Source organism: Pseudodesulfovibrio halophilus DSM 5663 (assembly GCF_059568665.1).
Genome location: NZ_JCANTV010000010.1, coordinates 273544 through 293567, shown reverse-complemented (window position 1 = coordinate 293567; position 20024 = coordinate 273544). Strand labels below are relative to the sequence as shown.

The window sequence follows — 20024 nt, the reverse complement described above, 5'->3', positions numbered from 1 at the left end:
TGTCGAGTACGAGTCGCAGTTCAGGGATGAAAGTTTGCCGCTTGTAGACTGCGGACGGGCTTTTGGCAAGCATGTGAAAATATTTTCACGCCGCTTAGGCGTTCTTATCCATGGATTCACTCTGCTCTTTGTATTTCGAGGGGCATTTGGTCACCAGCGTCCGCGCTTCGAACACGCCGCTCTGCCGGTCCATGCCGCCCTCAACGATGACCTCGACGCCCGGCTCGAAGGTGTCGGGAATGGAGCCGCTGTATTCCACGCGGACGGCCCTGCCCGGCTCCATCTTGTCCAGCAGGTCGAAGGAAACGCCGATTCCGCCGTCGCGCTCGACGTTATCCATGGCGACCTTGCCGAAAAGGCGCGCGTGTTCAAGCTGTGCGCTGTCCGCCGCCAGCGCCTCGTTGACGTTGAGGAAATACACGGAATCCTCGGTCAGTCCGGAGTACACGAGATACCCGAACCCGCCCAGAAAGAGGAATATGGCCGCGAGGTACACGGCTTTGGAGTTCTTCTTCGCCATTATTTCTTTCCGTCCTGTTTTTTGCTCTTTTCCTTCGGCTCGTCCCGACGAGTAAGCTCGTCCCGGCGTGCGCGGGCCAGTTCCCGCATGTCCACCACCTGGTCAGTCTCGTCCACGATCTCGCTGCCGAGGATCTCTTCAAGCACGTCTTCGAGCGTCACCACCCCGGCGACGCCGCCGTATTCGTCCAGCACCACGTAGAGGTGCACCCTGCTGCCGAGGAACTGCACCAGCAGCTTGTCCAGCGTCAGCGTTTCAAGCACGAAGCGTACCGGCTTCATCATGTCGGCCAGAGTCCTCTCGCTCTGGTCGTTGGCCAGCGCCTCGAACACCTGCCTCCTGTAGACGACGCCCACGATGTCCTCGGGGTTGTCGTCATAGACGGGAATGCGGCTGTGCGGCCACGAGGGCTGGGACTCCCTGGCCTCGGCGACGGTCATGTCGGCGGGCAGGGAGAAGACCACCGTCCTCGGGGTCATGATTTGCTCCACCGTCTTCATGTCCAGCGAGAGGATGTTCCGGATGGACACCTCTTCGTACGCCTTGATGGTCCCGGAGCGACGGGTCAGGCTCACGATGGCCCTGATGTCGTCTTCCGTGTGACCGGGCGTACCGTCTCGCCGCCTTACCACCCGTGCCATGGCGCCGCAGAACCAGATCGCGGGCTTCAGAATCCATATCAGCCCGCTCAGAGGACGAGCCAACAGCGGCGCGATGCGCTCGTTGTAATCGACTCCGATCGTCTTTGGAAGAATTTCTGACAGAATAAGTATGAATATCGTGAAGGCAATGGTGAAGAGCCAGAGAGTGTCCTCTCCGTACACGTTCCCCCATGCCCAGCCGGCAACGGCCGCCCCGGCGGTGTGGGCCACGGTGTTCAGGGTCAGAATCGCCGTGATGGGCTCTTCGACGTTGATCCGCAGGCGTTCGAGCAGGTCGGCGCCCTTGCGTTTTTCCTTTTTGAGTTTTTCTATGGCGCTCGGGGGGAGCGAATAGAGGGCCGCTTCTGCGACGGAGCAGTAGGCGGAGACGAGAGTGGCCACCCCGACGGCTATTATCAGTTCCAGCATTTCCTTTCCTTGAAAAAACCCGGCCGCAGGCCGTAACCGCTCTCATAATACCAGATGCCCGCGCCCCCTGCAACAGCGTCCGATCTTGACAATCCGAGGGATTCCGGCAGACTGCCCCGATGATTCGGAACGGGGAAAAACAGGGGGATACGGCGGTCGTCGTGCGGCTGGGCCACCTCGGGGACGTGGTGCTCGCAACCGGCGTGCTCGACTGGTGGAAACGCACGCGCAATCTGTCTTTCGTTTTCATCACCCGCCCCGGCAACGCCGATGTGCTTGAGGAGCACCCCGCTGTCAGGGAAATCGTGGAGGTGGACCCCTCCGGCATGAGCCTGCGAGCATGGATCGCGCAGTGCAACCGCATTTCCCGCGGCTATCACGGCCTGCCCCTCATAGATCTGCACGGCGTCCTTCGCACGCGCGTTCTCGCCCAGTGTTGGCGCGGCAGGGTCTTCCGATACCCCAAAAAAGGACTGCTCCGCAGACTATACGGCGCCACCCGAATGCGTCCGTTTGCCCGCGCGCTTGAAGAGACCAATGTCCCTCAGCGTTACGCAATGGCTCTGGACAAGGCCCCTCCCGGGAGAATCGAACTGCTCCCGAAGATTCACCTGAACGACGGCGACCGGTACGCCGCGCTCGGCGTCCTCAAGGGCATCGACGGGCCGCCGCTGGTGGCGTTGCACCCGTACGCCACGCACCCGGCCAAACAGTGGCCTGCGGAATACTGGGAGGAACTGGCGAATCAACTGGAGCTGGCCGGGATCAACTGGGTCTGCATCGGCCGAAACGACGTGCCCCTTTTCTCCGAGACCCCGCGCGACCTTACCAACCGCACCGGCCTGCGTCAGACCTGTGCCGTGCTGGAGCGCGCAAGCGTCCTCGTCACCAACGACTCCGGCCCCCTGCACCTTGCGGCCGGGGTGCGCACGCCCGTGGTTGCTCTCTTCGGCCCCACGGCCCCGGCGTGGGGCTTCTACCCGGCTGGCCGGAACGACATGGTGCTCGAACGCCCGCTGAAATGCCGTCCGTGCTCGCTGCACGGCAAGCGCGGCTGCGCAAACGGCCTCGAGTGCCTCGCCTCCATCACGCCACACGAGGCCATGGTCGCAGTCAAGAACATCCTCTCCTCCTGAACCGAAAAGCGCGCATTTCCTGCACACAGACCGCACGGAATGCACTCACGGCGCACACGCCGACCCGGGAACCCCCGATTTCACCATACCCACGCTTCGGCACGGACCTTGCCTCTATTCTGTCATGACAACCTCAACAGGAGACGCAGTCATGACCACCTTCTACAGGACACTCATCCTTCTGGCCTTCATGCTGGCAGCGCCCTCGGCCTTCGCCGCCGACCTTCCCGCGGACATGATGCTGTCAGTCCCTGACGGCTGGGAAGCGAGACGGCCGGCAGTGCCGTTCTCGCACACCCTGCACGACCGGCTTGATCCCGGCCAGTGTGTCACCTGCCACCACGAGTGGAACGGCGAAGGGCAACCCGCAAGCTGCTCCTCTCAAGGCTGCCACGACCAGCAGGGACGACGCGAGGCGCGATCGTTTTACCGCGCGTTCCACGACCGCTCCGACCAGCGAAGCTGCGTAGGCTGCCACTCCACCGCCAGACGCGCGGGGACGGCGGACGCGCCGGTGTCCTGCGGCGACTGTCATATCCGCAACTGATCCCCGGACATTAAAGCGGGGTCGCCGCCCATGCGGTGACCCCGTCCTGCATTCTTCGCCCAGCCTGCCGCTCAGAACAGCGGCGGCACTTCGAACTCCATCGCTTCCTTGGTCTTGGGATGCACGAAGCGCAGATATGTCGCATGGAGCTTCAGCTGCCCCGGACCGGTGCCCGAGCCGTAAAGCCTGTCTCCAACGATGGGTATTCCGAGTCCGCCGGGTTCCGCCGCGTGCATCCTGAGCTGGTGCGTGCGCCCGGTAAGCGGAACGAACTCCACTCGGGTCCGGCCGTCTTCGATGGCGATTCGTTTCCAGAGCGTGCTCGCGGGCTTGCCGCGTTCGAAGTCCACCACCTGATAAGGTCGGTTGTCCACGTCAAGCCGCAGCGGCAGGTCAACCCTGCCCTCTTCCTCTTCAAGGACCCCGTCCAGCAGGGCTATGTAGCGTTTGGAGACTTCCCGGTCGTGAAACTGCTGAGAAAGTTCGCGCTGCGCCCGCGCCGTTAGCCCGAGTACGAGTATGCCGGACGTGTCCATATCCAGCCGATGAACAGTGGGATATTTGCGGCACTCGGGAAACATCTCCTGCACGCGGGTCACCACGCAATCCTGATTCTCCGGCCCTTTTCCGGGCACGGAGAGCAACCCGCTGGGCTTGTTGACAACAACTAGCTTCCTGTCGAAATACAAAACATCCAGTTTTTTACCGTTCATTGAAAAACTCGCGTTTCTGGGGCCATTCGGAGGAATCGGCCGTTTCGGGGCAGCGAAAACTAGCCTCGGCTTCAAGAAGTGGCAAGGATTTCCTTATTTTCCACAACAAGTTGAAAACTCAGGACCACCTCATTCTAATACAGTTGACATGTCGGGGATGCTTTTCGATTATTTTAATCACCTGAAAAAATGCATTGAGGCATGATGGAAAAGGAACAATCGCTGGAAACGGAACTGCGCGAAGCGCGTGAACGCATTGCCGAGCTTGAGGCAGAGCTCGGTCGGTCGCGTCGTCACGTCTCTGCGCCGCAAGCGGCTGTTTCAGTCAAAGAGTGCGATCGCTCGGACCAGTTCGAAGAGCGCGAAACCCTGCTGTCCATCATCAATCACAGCCCGGCCTCCGTGGTTGTCACCGACCGCGACGGAACCATCGAGTTCGTCAACCCGTACTTCACGGTGATCACCGGGTACGCCCCCGAAGAAGCGCTGGGACAGAATCCACGGATACTCAAGACGGAATACACTCCCGACAGCGTCTATCGCGACATGTGGGACACCATCCTTTCCGGCCGTACCTGGAACGGCGACCTCCTCAACGCGAGAAAAGACGGCTCCCTTTACTGGGAAAACGCCTCCATTGCCCCCATTCTCGATGCCGAGGGCAGGATCTGCCGCTTTGCCGCGGTCAAGGTTGACATCACCGCTCGCAAACGCATGGAACTCGAGCTCGCCCGCACGGGTCAGATGCTCCGCAAGACGGGCGAACTGGCATCAGTCGGCGGGTGGGAATACAACTGCGACACCGGCGCACTGTTCTGGACGGACGAAGTGTACCGGATTCATGAAACGCTCGAAGACTTCGTTCCGACCCTTGAGAGCGCCCTGGCCTTCTACAGCGATGAAAGCAGAGAGCTCCTTGAAAAGGCCCTGAACCGCGCCGTTGAAGACGGCTCGGGCTGGGACCTTGAACTGCAGATGGTGACCAACCTCGGCGCTCCCAGATGGGTGCGCTCCATGGGAGAGCCCGAACGCAGGGAGGGAGATACGGTTATTATCTCGGGCGCAATTCAGGACATAACCGACACCAGATTCCTGCAGGATGACCGAAACCGCCTCATCGAAGCGCTTCAGCAGCGCGTCACGAAGCTCAACTGCCTTTTCAATGTCTCCACCGAAGCGCAGCAGGCAAGCTCCATGGAAGGCTACCTCAGCTCCGCGGTGCATATCATAGCGCGGGACTGGGGAGGACGTTTGCGGCCCTGCGTCAGGATTCGGGTTCGCGACAGGGAGTACCTGAGCGTGCCCTTCACCGAGACCGCCCAGTTCATTCAGTCTCCGGTGATGACCGATGACCTGACCCGCGGCAGCATCGAACTCTTCTTCCGGGATGACTCCGACCGGGCAGGCCCGTCCCCGGACGATCAGCCACTGCTCGACGCGCTCGCCCGAATGGTCGGCCAGTGCATCAGCACCATGCGGGCGAGGCAGTTTCTGCGCGACAGCCGTGCGAGATACAGACACATCGTCGAGAGCTCCCGTTCCGCTATTTTGCGCGTTGACGGCGAAGGAAAAGTACTCTTCGCCAACGAGTATGCCGTGCGGCTCTTCGGTTTCAGCCTCGGAGAAATGATCGGCCGACACCTGACGGATACCATACTGCCCAAAACAGACAGCGAGGGGGTCAACCTGGAGGAGCAGATTCGCGGACTCATAAACGCTCCGGAGTCCGTGCACGAGACGCCGCACGAAAACGAGATAGTCACCAAATCCGGGAAACGCCTCTGGATGACATGGCATAATAGGCCCGCCTATGATGAGGACGGGCGGCTGCTGAGCATCACCTCCATCGGGCTGGACGCCACCGCCAGAAGAGAGGCGGAGCGGCAGGCCGCACGCCAGCGCGAGATCGAAAGCGCCCTTTCCGCGCTGGGCAGAAGCCTGTTGCGCCCGCTGGACATGGAGACCATGGCCCGCATGGTCCTTTCCACCGCATGCGCTCTGGTGCAATGCGAGTTCTGCTGCGCCTACGTGAAAAGCGACTCCGCGGAAGAGGAGACGGCCTTCGTATTCTTCAATCACGAATGCGGTCCGGAGGCCGAAGGCAGACTCGAGCGCCTGTCCTCCCCGAGAAGCTGCGCGGCCGAGGAAGCTCCGCTTCTGGACAACTCTCCCGCGCTCGAAACCGCCACGGACCTCGGGACAACCCTCGGCACTCCCCTGAAAAACCTGCTCCGCGTTCCCGTCGAGGCGGGGGACGAGCCGCTCGGACGCATCACCCTCGCCAACAAGCAGACGGGGTTCACGGACGAGGACCTCTCCACGGCGGGGCGCGTGGCGACGTTTCTCGCGCTTGCCCTCCAGCGCAGCCGCTTCGAGGAGCGCATCAAGCAGGCCCGCCGACAGGCCGAGGAAGCCAACAGGGCCAAGAGCTCCTTCCTTGCCAAGATGAGCCACGAGATTCGCACGCCCATGAACTCCATACTCGGCATGACCGACGTCCTGCTTCAGAGCAGGCTGACGCCGATGCAGCGCGAGTATATGGGAAGCGTCAAAAGCTCCGGCTCCACCTTGCTGACCATCCTCAACGACATCCTCGACCTCTCCAGCATCGAAGCCGGACGGCTGCCACTCAAGCCACGAGACTTTTCCCTGCAGGAACTGCTCGACGGCGCGGTTTCCATGATCTCCCGTCAGGCGACTGAACGGGGCCTCGCGGTCGGACTCGACATCGCAGACCATTTGCCGGGATTCCTGCGAGCCGATGCCGACCGGATTCGGCAGGTCGTCATCAACCTGCTTTCGAACGCTGTCAAGTTCACCGAAAAGGGGTACATCCACGTGGAGGCCGACGCAGCCCCCTCTCACGCGAAGGATGACGATCTCCTGCTTGAGATTTCGGTGGCGGACACCGGAATCGGCATCGAGGAAGCGATGCAGGCCGATATTTTCAGCAGCTTCACACAGGGAGACGATTCGCTGACCAGAGAGCACGAAGGCACCGGACTGGGCCTGGCGATCTCCCGGGAACTGGCGATTATGATGGGTGGCGACCTCACCGTGCAGAGCGTGCCGGGCGGGGGGAGCGTTTTCACCTTCACCGCTCGCGTAGCGCCCGGTCACGGCCCCGCCCCGAAACGCAGGGACGCTCCCGAATTGCCGGCCGCCGAACGACGGCTCTCCATCCTTCTTGCGGAGGACAACGAAGACAACGTCCGTGTCATCAGAGCATTCCTCGACCGCATGGGCCACGACCTAAGCGTGGTGGGCAACGGGCGCGAAGCCGTCGAGAAGCTGTCCGCAGGTTTTTTCGACATGGTGCTCATGGATGTGGAGATGCCCGAGATGAACGGCTTCGACGCGGCCCGGCACATACGCTCCGGCGCCGCGGGAGAAGACGCGGCGGCCGTCCCCGTCATAGCGCTCACCGCTCATGCCGAATCCGGATTTCGCGACCTGTGCCGCGAGTCCGGGATGGACGAATATCTCTCCAAGCCCGTCTCCATTCACGAACTCGCCCGGGCCATCGAAGACGTGCAGAGCAGGCTGCCCGACATCATGGACTCGCGTGAGCTTCTTGATACCGAGACCGTGCTGGAATCGCTCGACGGCGACTCCGGCCTCCTCATGGAACTCTACAGGATATTCATACGCACCGCTCCTCAACGCCTTGAGGAGATCGCATCCCGCATCGCCGAAGAGGATACGGTCTCGGCCGTGCGGGCCGCACACTCTCTCAAGGGAAACGCCGCCACCATTGGCGCCACGCGGCTGCACGCACGCATCGCCAGGCTGCACGAGGCACTCGTCGACGGCGACCTCGAAAGCGCGGCTTCCATGCTCCCGGCGGTCCGTACCGGCACCGGCTTCGTAACGGCAATGCTCAGGGAAGAAATGGGGAGCGACAGTCCCCGCAACACCTAATGGAACCCATGGCTAGACTGCACATCATAGACGACGATGAAATGACCTGCATGGCGCTGGAGCACCTGGCCATGCAGATGGGACATTCCGGCGGAGCGTCCATGTCCCTGTCCGAGGGGTTCCTGAATGTTGCGGAAGCCTCTCCGGACCTACTCTTTCTCGACGTGAACCTGCCAGACGGCAACGGGCTCGAAGCCATGGACGAACTCTGTCGACTGGCCGGCGACCCGGTGGTCATCGTCGTAACGGCCGTGGGCGACGCGGAGAGCGCGGAGATAGCCATCCGCAGCGGCGCGTGGGACTACGTGCAGAAACCGCTCTCCCTGCCCAAGCTCAAGCAGTCCGTTGAGCGGGCGCTGCGCTTCCGGCAGCGTCGGCTTTCGCCTCACGGCGCAGACACCAAGCGCGACGGCATCATCGGCAACAGCAAGGCCTTTCAGGACTGCCTCAAGCTCATGTCAAGCGCAGCGGCCAGCGACATATCCACCCTCATCACCGGCAAGACCGGCACGGGCAAGGAGCTCTTTGCCCGGGCCATTCACGAGAACAGCGCCCGGGCAACCGGGACCTTCGTCATCGTCGACTGCGCCACGCTGCCGGAGAATCTGGCCGAAAGCACCCTGTTCGGACACCGCCGCGGAGCCTTCACAGGGGCCGAGAACACCAGACAGGGGCTGGTCGCGCAGGCTGACGGCGGCAGCCTTTTCCTCGACGAAATCGGCGAGATGCCCCTCGACGCCCAGCGAGTTTTGCTTCGCGTTCTTCAGGAAAAATCCTTCCGTCCGGTCGGCGGAGACAACGTGATCTCCAGCGACTTCAGACTCATCGCAGCCACCAACCGCGAGCTTGACCGGGAAGTACGAGAAGGCCGGTTCCGGGAAGACCTGCTGTACAGACTCAAGGGCTTCACCATCGACCTGCCGCCGCTCTCCCGACGCGTTGACGACATCCGCCCACTGGCGAAGCATTTTGCCCAGCGCCACTCGCGCCACGGCCTCACTACGGCTCTGACCGAAGAGTTCATGCAGGCACTGGAAATCTACGACTGGCCGGGCAACGTCAGGGAGCTTTCCCTGACCATAGAGCGCGCACTCGCTGCCGCACAGGGCGAACCGGCTCTGCTTCCGGAACATCTGCCGACCGAGCTGCGGGCGAGAGCGACTGGCGCCTCGCTCGGAGGGGCCGCCGCCCCCTTCCCTGCCCGGGACGCCGCGCAACTTCCGACCTTCAAGGACTTCAAGGCCCGTCAGGCCCTGCAGGCAGAAAAGACCTACCTTGAACAGCTCGTCCGGGAAGCGGACGGGGATCCCATGAAGGCACGAAGCATCTCGGGCCTCTCAAAAAGCCGTATGTACGACCTGCTAAAAAAACACGGCCTTGCGTTGAGTTGACCGAGTCCTGCCAGACTGGACCGAGTCCCGCCGGACAGGACCGAGTCCCGTCCGACAGGACGCCACTCTGAACAGCTCCACCCCGTTTTTTCGACGTAATCGAGAATATCGCACCGACTTAACAGCGCTTTATTAATAATAGGCAACCACGATTCCTTGGGTACGCTTTTTGTTTGTTCACTCGGAAACAGCAACTCAAAGCACGACGAGGAATCAATGAAATTTTTTGCCAACCTGAAGATTGGAAAGAAGCTGGTTATCGGCTTCGGTCTGGTGCTCGCCGTATTTCTTGTCCTCGGCTTCCAGACCAACGGCTCGCTGAAGACGCTTGGAGAATACCAGCACGAGGGAGCCTACCGCGCCGAGGATGCCATGGCCATGAGCGCTGTTGATTCAAGACTGGAACACTTCTACGCCGTCTTCAGCGACGCGGTGATGACCCGCGACGCCAGCGCCGCAGCCACCGAGTTCAGAGAGTTTCGTCCCAAAGCCGAAAAGGACATCAAAACGGTCGCCAAGGCGGCAAAGCTCATATCCGAAGAAAGAGCAGCGGAAAAATTCGAATCTCGGTACCATGATTATCTGGACCTGTACGAGGACGTACTGCTCCCCGCGCTGGCCTCGGATTCCGTTTCCACTCAGGAGCTTTCGCCCATCGTCAAGCGCGCCCGCGCCCTTCGCGATGCCAGCATGGAAACGCTCGATCCCTTGCTGATGAAAATGGCACAAGAGATGGAAAAGGCTGACGAGGCCTATGACGCGCTTCACGACAGCACCATCTCCACCATGCAGATAACCACGGGCGCAGCCGTCCTGTTTGCGCTTCTGGTTTCCACCCTCATCAGCCTGAGCATCTCGCGCCCCATGAGCAGGCTTGCCGGGCAGGCGGACGCCATCGCCTCGGGCAAGTTCCGCACCGAGCTCGACAAGGAACGCCGCGACGAAGTGGGCATCGTCGCACAGTCTCTGGTTCGCATCCGTGACAACTGCGCCCGCCTGCAGGACGAGACCACCCGGATGACGCACGAGATATCCCTCGGCAGACTGACTGATCGCGCCGCCACGGACAGCTTCGAGGGCGAATTCTCCAAAATCATGGAGGACGTCAACGAGCTGGCCGACATCTTCCTCGACTACCTCGACAACGTGCCTTCCCCTCTGATGACCATAGACACCGAGCACAACATTCTGTTCATGAACAAAGCCGGCGCAGCCGCAGGCCACACCACCGGCAAAGCCCTGAACGGCACCAAGTGCTGGGACCACTTCAAGACCGACGACTGCCAGACCGAAAACTGCGCCTGCGCCAGGGCCATGCACAGCCTGAAGAACGAGGAATCCCAGACAGCGGCGCATCCCGCCGCAGGCGACCTCGACATTTCATATTCGGCAAGACCGATCAGGGATCAGCAGGGCAACGTGGTGGGCGCCATCGAACTCGTCACCGACCTGACCGAGATCAAGCAGGCCGAACGCCGCATGGTCCGGATCGCCGGCTCTGCCGAGAGAATATCCCAGCGGCTTTCCGTGGCGACGCAGCAGCTCTCGGCGCAGGTGGAGCAGGTGAGCGCAGGTGCCCGGTCCCAGCGTGACCGCGTCGGCGAAACCGCCACGGCAATGGAGCAGATGAACGCGACGGTTCTGGAAGTCGCCCGAAACGCCAGCAGCGCATCGACCAGCTCCAATGACGCGCGCTCCGAAGCGGAACGCGGCGCGGAGGTCGTCGGACAGGCGGTGGAGGCAATCTCCGCAGTTCACGCCACGGCGACGCGACTTCAGGAAAACATGCGCGAACTGGGCGGCGAAGCCGATGCCATCGGCAAGGTGATGGACGTCATTACAGACATTGCGGACCAGACCAACCTGCTCGCGCTGAACGCCGCCATCGAGGCCGCCCGTGCGGGCGAAGCCGGCCGCGGTTTCGCGGTGGTCGCGGACGAAGTGCGCAAGCTCGCCGAAAAGACCATGGGCGCCACCAAGGAAGTGGGCCAGAGCATCTCCTCCATTCAGGAGTCGGCCAACACCAACCTCAAGAATGTCGACCTGGCCACGGAGACCGTGGACCGCGCTACCCGACTCGCCAACGACTCCGGAGAGGCCCTGAGCACCATCGTCCGCCTCGCCGGAGACAGCGCCACGCAGGTGGAGGGCATCGCCACCGCCTCCGAGGAACAGTCGGCAGCGTCGGAGCAGATCAATGCCGCCCTCGACGATGTGAACACCATCGTCAGGCAGACCACGGACGGCATGGTGGAATCATCGCAGTCCGTCAGGGAACTGCATGAAATGACGTCCGAACTCAACGAGCTCATCAAAGAGCTCCAGCAGTCCGGCAAGGATGGAAAGGCGGCGTAAGCATGGCAAGACAGTCCACGCCCCTGCATGAGCGGGAAATCGACACCAATGCCCCGAAGAGACGAATCCTCGTGGCCGACGACGAAGAACTCACGAGACGTCTCACCGGCGGCCTCGTGCAGCAGATGGGACACGAAGCTGTGTTCGCAGAGTCCGGGGAAGAAGCCCTGCGGCTGCTTGACGAAAGCATCGACATGGCGCTGCTTGACGTTCTCATGCCGGGTATGAACGGATTCGAGCTGACGGAGTCCATCCGGCGCAGCGAGGACTGCGGCGAAATCCCCATAATACTCATCACCTCGCTCACCGGGCGCGAGCAACGTCTCGAAGGAGTCCGCGCAGGCGCGAACGACTTCATCACCAAGCCCGTGAACAAGACGGAGCTGGCCGTCAGGATGCGCTCCCTGCTCAAGATGCGAGACTACCAGTTGCGCGACAGGCGGCAGAAGCACGAGCTGGCCCGGATGGTGGAAAAACTGGAGCTTGCCCGTTCCGACATGGAGCGCAAGGTCGAGCTCAGGACGGCGGAGCTGCTCGAGACGAACCGTTCGCTCGAGCGGGAGAGTCTGCGCCGCCAGTCCGCCCAGATGGAGCTGCAGCTGTTGGAGGAAGTGTTCAAGAACTCCCTTCAGGGCATCACCATCACGGACGCAAACGGTGACATCATCAAAATCAACCCCGCATTCAGCGCCATCACCGGCTACAGCCCCACGGAAGTGGAAGGCCGCAATCCGCGCGTTCTCAAGTCCGACAAGCACGAACCAGAGTTCTACCGCAGGATGTGGGAGGAGATCACGACCCACGACCGCTGGTCCGGTGAAATCTGGAACCGCCGAAAAAGCGGAGACATTTATCCGGAATGGCTCAACATATTCGCATTCCGCAATGATGATGGCGAGATCGTCAACTACGCGGCCATCTTTCACGACCTGAGCGAAAACAAGGAAAAGGACGAACGGATAGCGTTCCAGTCCCAGCACGACGCCCTGACCGAACTGCCAAACCGCACCCTGCTGCTGGACAGACTGCGGGTCATGCTCAAAAATGAGAACCGCACTGCGCTGCTGTGCATCGACATCAACAATTTCAAACACATAAATGATTCATTCGGCTACCGGACCGGTGACTCCATCCTGCAGGAGATCGCCCGGAGGCTGAAAGTGCTCGCCGCTCCCGGCGACACGGTCGCCCGGCTCGGCGGCGACCTGTTCGCCTTCATGATGCGCGAACCGTCTGATGTTGATGAAATCGCGGGGCTGGCGCGACATATTCAGCAGAGCATATCGGCCCCTATAGCCGCCCATGACGCCACACTTGAGCTGACAAGCCGCATAGGCATCAGTATTTTCCCGGATGACAGCCGCGGTCACGAATCCTTGCTCGGACAGGCCGAGCTCGCCATGGACCGCGCGGGCGACAGCATCCACGACGGGTTCCGTTTTTTCACCAGCGGGATGAACCGCAGGATGACGCGACGCATGGAACTGGAACGAAAGCTCCGCTCCGCCCTCGCCAACGAGGAATTCCGACTGCATTACCAGCCCAAGGTCGACATCGCGACCCGGCATATCGTGGGCTGGGAGGCGCTGCTCAGATGGGAGAACGACGGACAGCTCATCAGTCCGGCGGAGTTCATCCCTTTGACCGAAGAAACAGGCCAGATCGTCTCCATCGGCGAATGGGTCATATCCCGGGCGTGCCGCGACATGAGGCGGCTCGGCATCACGGACAGACCCGTCTCCGTGAATCTCTCCCCGCTTCAGTTCGGCCGCAGCAACCTGGCGGACACAATCCTCTCCATCGCGTCGGAAAGCGGCATCGAGCCCGGCATGCTGGAACTGGAAATAACCGAAAACAATGCAATGACCAACGTCCACGAGAGCGTTGCGCGCCTCATGTCGTTGTCCGCAGCCGGCTTCAGGCTGTCCATCGATGACTTCGGCACCGGGTACTCATCCCTCTACTACCTGAAGGAATTTCCCATCGACGTGCTGAAGGTGGACAGATCCTTCATCATGGACCTTGAAAAGGATGTTAACAGCAGGATGATAGCGGCATCCATCATCGGCATGGCCAAGAACTTCCGTTTGGAAGTGGTGGCCGAAGGCGTGGAAACCGCAAAGCAGCTGAAAATCCTTACGGAGCTTGGTTGCGATCAGGTTCAGGGCTTCTACTTCGGGAAGCCGGTCCCCGTGGACGAAATCCTCATCGAGCTTCCCGGCGACGGGTAGATGTTACCTTGGCAGCCTGAAGGTGACCGTGGTTCCGGTCTGCGCGCCGGTGGTCATGAGAAGGTCCCCGTCCATGGCCTCGGACATGAGCTTGGCACTGTAGGTGCCGAGGCCGGTGCCCTTTTCCTTTCCATGGGTGACGTACTTGCCGAAGAAGTCCGCTCGCACCTCTTCGGGCACCACGCCGAGGTTGTGCACTGCCAGCGCGTGATGCTTCTGCTGAGGAAACAGCATCACATCCACAGCGCTGCCGAAAGGTGAGGCCTCCACAGCATTCGCCACGAGGTTGCTCATGAGCGTGTTGATGAGCAGTTCGTCGGCCGTGACCATGTAGCTTGAGGCATGGGCGAGGTCAGTCCCGTTTATGGCTGTTCTGATTCGAACGCCTCTGACGTGCGCCAGCGAAGCCAGGTCGGCAGCGACACGCTCCAGAACCCTGCGCATGTCGATGGACTTGGGCTGATAGACGTATTGCCCCGTTTCCATCTTGTACAGGTCCAGTGAAAGGTTGACCTGCGTCAGCATCCGGTACCCTGCCTGTTCGATGGTCTGCAGCAGCTCCTTCTGCTCCTTTGTCAGGTTTTCGTCCTGCTGCATGGCCTGCGGCAGCCCGATAATGCCGGAGAGCGGGCTTCGCAGATCGTGGATCATCATACGGTCCACGTCAGCCTTGAGCTCTTCCAGTTCCTTGCGCTCGCTGATGTCGTCCACCACCCAGATAACCCCCTCGTCCAAAGCCGGAGGATTCACGGCCTTGCCGGAGAGGCTGCACCAGATGCTGCGGCCGTCCTTTGTCTTCAGGGGGTACTCAATTTGGCGGACCCTGCCGTTTCGCAGGGCCTCGTAATGCTCACTCTCGAACCGGCGAGCGTCGTCGGGCGTAACGTGGAGCATGCCCACGTGCTTTCCCGCCACCTCCTCCTGTGTGTAGCCAAACAGCCTTTCAAAGCGTTTATTGACCCGGTGCAGCCGACGGCCTCCCTTGAGGTAGATCGTCACCAGCGCGCTGCTGTCGAAAATGCTCTCGAACTCGCTCACCTTGCGCTTGAGTTCCTGCTCGATGAGCACGAGGTCGGTTATGTCGCGAGACATGCCGAAGAGTCCGATGACGTTGCCGTCATCGTCGAGAAGCGGCCACTTGTTGCTGCTTACCCAGCCAATCCTTCCATCAGGGCGAAAATAGGTCTCCTGTATGCCAAGAAGCGATTCGCCCTTCTCGATGACGGGCCGCTCGGTATCCAGGTACTTTGTGGCATGTTCCGCCGGAAAAACGTCGAGGTCGGTCTTGCCGATCATGTCACGCCAGTGGCCGTGTCCCGTAAGCTCCGCCATGGATTGACTCACGGCGGTGAAGCGGTGCCCCGCGTCCTTGAAATAGAGATAATCCGTGGTCCGCTCGAGCATGGTGACGAAGGTGTTCGTCAGTTCCTGCAACTCCTGCATGACCACGGTTGTCTTGCGCTCGGCGCGGACACGTTCGGTTATGTCGCTGAACGAGACCATGAGCGAGCCCGTGGAGCGGCACTCGCACTCCTCCGGCGGCTGTTCGAGGCGGGACCCTTCAAGGCGCATGAAAAGCGGCCTGCCCTTTGCGGGCTGCATCCGCAGCTCGAGCCCCTTGCTCTCCGGCTGGTTGAAAAACGCCTTGAAACGGCCGAGGAAAACGTTCCTGTCACCGTTGGCGAGGAAGATGGTGATCCCCTTGCCCACCATGTCCGCGGGGGTATATCCCAGCATTTCGCACAGGGTATTGTTCACGTCGCGCACCACGCCGTCGCGATCCAGCAGAGCGTATCCCACCGGGGCCTGATGGAAGAGTCGCTCGTAACGATTCCTCGCCTGCGTGAGCGCATTCTGAGCGGTGCGGAGTTCCTCGTTCTGTATTTCCAGCTCGGCCTGATGGATCTGCAGCTCGTGCAGCAGTTCATCGAAGCCGCGCTTCAGGCAGTCGGCATCAGCGGCGCCGGCCTCTCCGAGCATGTTCTCAGCCTGTCTGCGCAGCCTTTCAAAGTGTTTGTCAGACTTCACTTTCAACTCCGCTGTCCGGTGGACGCTTCCGCTTTGCCGGGATTCTGCTCACCGATATCCATTATGTTGCCAATGACTTTCAACACATTACCATTTTCCAGCACCGGGCTTGCCGTCGTCCGAATGGTGGTGACTCGTCCGTTCAGGTCCTTGAACGGGAACTCCAGATCATACGGGGTGCCTTCCTCCGCGCACTTGCGGAACGCCTCCTGAATCACGGGGACGTCTTCCTCCCGATAGCACTCCAGGCTCTTTTCGATGTGCTCGGAGGCGCCTGGCTTCATATCCGCGGGGTCCATGCCGTGGATGTGATAGACCTCGTCGGTCCAGAACATGGTTCCCTGCTCCACGTCCCACTCCCACCCTCCTACGGAGACGAGGCTCTGGGTGGCGTTGAGCAGATCGGTCATGCGGCGCAGCTCCTTCTCCTGCCTGCGTCTGCTCGAGGTATCCCAGACCGCGAAGGCCTGCAGGCCGGCGGGGTACTCCGGGTCGGTGGGAGCGAAACTGAGCAGCGCGGGAAATTCCGTACCGTCCTTGCGTCGCAGGATGGCTTCCATGGTAGCGGCTTCGCCGTCATCCCCGGCTTCGGCCCGGAGCTGTCCGACTCTGTTGAACTCCTCGTCCGAGGCGTACATGATGCGGGTGGATTTCCCTGCCAGCTCACTTTCGGCATATCCGAGAAGTTTGCAGGTCTGCCCGCTGACCTGGCGAAACATCCGGCCCTCCACCACGCCGAGTCCGACCGGGGCCGCTTCAAATATGCTGCGCATCCGGGCCGCGCTGTGAGAGAGCTGCGTCTCGGCACGCTTGAGGCCGGAGATGTCTATGAGCGTAATCACCAGCCCGGATGACTGGGAGCTGTCGATGCGATAAGGCAGCACCCGTATGAGGAACCACTCGCCGTCACGGGTTTGAACCTCGCGCTCCAGAGGGCTCTCCGTGGTAAGGACCTTCTCGGCCACCTCCAGAGGGTCCACGTCGAGCACATGGGATATGTGGGACAGCGGACGACCGATATCGGACTGCACCAGCCTGAAAACCCGCGTGGCTTCGGGAGTGTACTTGCGCAGCTCGAGGTTCTCGTCCAGAAAGAGTGTCGGGATTTTGGTGGCGGCCATGAGGTTGTCGAGATCATTGGTCATCTCGGTCAGCTCGAGAATCTTGGTCTGGTACTCCGCGTTGACCGTGTGCAGCTCCTCGTTGACGGACTGCAACTCCTCGTTCGTGCTCTGCAGCTCCTCGTTGCTCGCCAGCAGCTCCTCGTTGGTGGCCTGAAGCTCCTCGTTGGACGTCTCCAGCTCTTCAACCGTGGCTTGAAGGTTCTCGCTCTTGAACTGCAGCTCCTGCTCCAGGTCCTTGATGCGCTGTTCCGCCTCCTGATTGATATCGAAGTCGCGCACATTTTCAGGACAGGCATTTTCGGGCATCGCCTGCTCCCGGAGAAATATGGCCGCGAGGTCGAGCTGGCCGGGCATACTGGAAATTGGGTGAATCCCCATCTCCACAGTGCGTGGGGTGTCCTCCCCGCCGAGCCTGATGTTGCCGTAGCGGAGGCTTTCTCCGGTCTTGAAGACACGCTGAAGGCCGGTAGCAAGCGGGATGGACAGTTCCCGCTCCGCCATCTTGGTCACGTCGTTGACCTGCCTGCCTGCGGGCGGCCTCAAGTATCCCGAGGCATCGCCCGCCAGATGGATCAGCTCGAGGTTTTCGTTGACCACAGCAGCGAGGGAGGAGAACTCCGACGACATCCGCTGCAGCAACTGCTCCTGAATCCGCTCCTCGGTCCGGGCCGATGCGCGGTCCGGGCCTTTGGGACGGTATTCTGGGGTCTGCCGCGCCGTCTGGGGAATGCTGACGGGCTGTTTGGCGAGGCTGGACGCACGGCCGGTCCCCCGCGAACGAAAGACCTTGCATTTATGACTCAGGGTCTCGAAATGCTTGCCCGCTTCGCCCATGGTTTCGCTGGTGCCAAGCAAGAGCAGCCCGCCGGGACGCAGCGAAAAATTGAAATGGTCGATGACCTTTTCCTGAAGCACCGGCTGGAGGTAGATCATCAGATTTCTGCAGCTGATCAGGTCGATGTTGGTGAACGGGGGGTCCTTGATGAGATTGTGCTGTGCGAACACCACCATCTCACGGGTTTTTCGGTCCACCTGAAAATGGTCCTCCCGACGGATGAAATAGCGGGAAAGCACCCCTTCGGGCAGATCCGCGGCAATGCTTTCGGGATACAGGCCGTTCCCGGCGAAAACAATGGCGTCCCGGTCGATGTCCGTGGCGAAGATCTTGACGTTCACCGTTCGCCCGGACTCCCGCTGGGCCTCCTGGGCCAGTATGGCCAGCGTGTAGGCTTCCTCGCCAGTCGAACAACCGGCCACCCAGAAGCGCAGTTCGGATGTCTCGCTGTGCTCCAGCAGCTCCGGCAGCCAGTTCTCCTGAAGCTGATAGAAAACCGATTCATCCCTGAAGAAACTGGTCACACCGATGAGCAGCTCCCTGTAGAGCGTGCTCAACTCGCCGGGGCGGGACTGAAGAAAGTCCGCATACTCCCTGACGTCGGAGATCTGGTTCACGGTAAGCCTGCGCTGGATGCGCCGCATGACCGTGCTCTGCTTGTAATACGTGAAATCGACCTTGGTCTTCTCCCGCAGCATTGAAAAGATACGCGCGACCCCGTCGTCGTCATGCACACCCTCGGTCTCGCCACCGGAAGTACGGTTCACCGGATGGCTGACGAACGAGACAAGTTTGTCGGGCATATCCTCGGGAGGCAGCTCGATATCCACGAGTCCCGTATTCTTGGCGGCGCTCGGCATCCCGTCGAAGCGTGCGCTCTTCGCGTCCTGCACCATCACCATGCCGCCGTATTCCTTCAGGGCTCGCACGCCGCGCACGCCGTCGCTTCCGGTGCCGGAGAGGATCACCCCGACGGCCCGCTCGCCGACGTCCTCTGCCAGAGAAAGGAAAAATGTGTCGATGGGAAGATTCGGCAGATGGCGCTGCTCGAAGTCGCGCAGCACGAGCTTGCCGTGAAAGATGCGCAGTTCCTTCTTGGGGGGAATGAGATAGACGGTGTCAGGCTCGACCTCCATCCCGTCTTCGGCGCGTCTGACCTCCATGGAAGTCCGCTTGGACAACAGCTCGACCATGAGGCTCTTGTGGTCAGGGGAAAGGTGCTGCACCACCACGAAGGCCATCCCGCTGTCCGGCGGCATGTGGGTAAAAAACGTGTCCAGCGCCTCAAGCCCACCGGCCGACGCGCCAATTCCCACATAATATGTCGGCGTGCGTTCCTCTTTGTCACTACTACGGCTCATCAGCGGCATCCTTGCAACATGCGGTTGAAACCAAGTTCATTCATACAGAATTCCAGACGACCAAACTGACCGGAACAGCACCTGAACACCTATGGGAAATGGGAGAAACAGTTTATAAGAACAAATACCATTTTAGCACCTGCCTTTCAACATGAACCACGCTTCATGCTTGACAGTCCTTAATCAGACGATTAAGACCGCCACATGTCCAAACGTCAGGCAATCATAGACGCCGCCGCAGAGCTCTTCGCGAAGAACTCGTACAACTCGGTGGGCATCCGGGACATAACATCCCGCGCCGGAGCCAACAGCGCCATGATCTCCTATTATTTCGGAGGCAAGGCGGGGCTTTTGCGCGAGATTTTCGCATCCTTCTCCGAGCTGGTTTATGCAGAGCTGGCGGCCTCCTTCAAGGAGTCCTCCGATCACTATGAGATGTGCGAGATTTCCGTCAGGCGCATGGTCTACTGCGCACGCTCGAACAAGAACCTCTTCATTCTGGGCCTGAAGGAGCTGAACCACGGCGCTCCGGAACTGGAGGAGCTTCGAACCAGACACCATGAGCTGTGCAACGGGCTCTTCGAGAGCAACATCGACAAGCTGGGGTTATCCAGCTTCCCGGATTACGAAACCCAACACATAACCTTCACCGCGGTCATGGGGGCCATTTACTCCAACCTGCTGCTGGAGGACGCCTCCGCCCTTGACGACCACCGATTCGTCGAAAAATACATTGCCATCATCACTACCATTCTCAAGGACGGCGTCACCAAGGTCTGGGACTGATTTTTT

At 60.8% G+C, this 20024-nt stretch carries 12 protein-coding genes; 7 read left to right on the top strand and 5 right to left on the bottom strand.

Features of this window, described 5'->3' with window-relative positions:
• Positions 1-94 precede the first annotated feature (94 nt).
• The gene (locus tag BR24_RS08155) at positions 95-520 is read right to left on the bottom strand and encodes a cytochrome c maturation protein CcmE (RefSeq protein ID WP_496541007.1); all 426 of its coding nucleotides are present in this window, start codon (positions 518-520) and stop codon (positions 95-97) included.
• Positions 520-1590, bottom strand: coding sequence for a hemolysin family protein (locus BR24_RS08150; RefSeq protein ID WP_496541006.1), 1071 nt, complete (start codon positions 1588-1590; stop codon positions 520-522). Before BR24_RS08150 ends, BR24_RS08155 begins: the two co-directional genes overlap by 1 nt.
• Positions 1591-1709: 119 nt before the next feature.
• Between BR24_RS08150 and BR24_RS08145 the strand changes: the two genes are divergently transcribed.
• Positions 1710-2726, top strand: coding sequence for a glycosyltransferase family 9 protein (locus BR24_RS08145; protein WP_496541005.1), 1017 nt, complete (start codon positions 1710-1712; stop codon positions 2724-2726).
• 151 nt (positions 2727-2877) lie between these two features.
• Entirely contained in the window at positions 2878-3273 is a 396-nt protein-coding gene (locus BR24_RS08140) for a cytochrome c3 family protein (RefSeq protein ID WP_496541004.1), read from the top strand.
• Positions 3274-3344: 71 nt separating this feature from the next.
• On the opposite strand, the gene BR24_RS08135 is transcribed toward BR24_RS08140, so the two are convergent.
• A complete protein-coding gene (locus BR24_RS08135; RefSeq protein WP_496541003.1) occupies positions 3345-3986 on the bottom strand; it encodes an RluA family pseudouridine synthase in 642 nt (213 codons plus the stop codon).
• A 204-nt stretch (positions 3987-4190) separates the two neighbouring features.
• On the opposite strand from BR24_RS08135, the gene BR24_RS08130 reads away from it, so the two are divergent.
• From BR24_RS08130 to BR24_RS08115, 4 genes are all read left to right on the top strand, one after another.
• Positions 4191-7907 (top strand): PAS domain-containing hybrid sensor histidine kinase/response regulator, encoded by a 3717-nt coding sequence (locus BR24_RS08130; RefSeq protein WP_496541002.1) that lies wholly within the window; start codon positions 4191-4193, stop codon positions 7905-7907.
• Positions 7908-7915: 8 nt separating this feature from the next.
• On the top strand, positions 7916-9298 hold the full coding sequence (locus BR24_RS08125; RefSeq protein ID WP_496541001.1) for a sigma-54-dependent transcriptional regulator: 1383 nt from the start codon (positions 7916-7918) through the stop codon (positions 9296-9298).
• Between the two features lie 216 nt (positions 9299-9514).
• Positions 9515-11653, top strand: coding sequence for a methyl-accepting chemotaxis protein (locus BR24_RS08120; protein WP_496541000.1), 2139 nt, complete (start codon positions 9515-9517; stop codon positions 11651-11653).
• A gap of 2 nt (positions 11654-11655) precedes the next feature.
• Positions 11656-13884 (top strand): two-component system response regulator, encoded by a 2229-nt coding sequence (locus tag BR24_RS08115; RefSeq protein ID WP_496540999.1) that lies wholly within the window; start codon positions 11656-11658, stop codon positions 13882-13884.
• Positions 13885-13887: 3 nt separating this feature from the next.
• On the opposite strand, the gene BR24_RS08110 is transcribed toward BR24_RS08115, so the two are convergent.
• A complete protein-coding gene (locus tag BR24_RS08110; RefSeq protein ID WP_496540998.1) occupies positions 13888-15912 on the bottom strand; it encodes a PAS domain-containing protein in 2025 nt (674 codons plus the stop codon).
• A 2-nt stretch (positions 15913-15914) separates the two neighbouring features.
• The gene (locus BR24_RS08105; protein ID WP_496540997.1) at positions 15915-19232 is read right to left on the bottom strand and encodes a chemotaxis protein CheB; all 3318 of its coding nucleotides are present in this window, start codon (positions 19230-19232) and stop codon (positions 15915-15917) included.
• 204 nt (positions 19233-19436) lie between these two features.
• On the opposite strand from BR24_RS08105, the gene BR24_RS08100 reads away from it, so the two are divergent.
• Entirely contained in the window at positions 19437-20018 is a 582-nt protein-coding gene (locus BR24_RS08100) for a TetR/AcrR family transcriptional regulator (RefSeq protein WP_496540996.1), read from the top strand.
• The last annotated feature ends 6 nt before the right edge of the window (positions 20019-20024 follow it).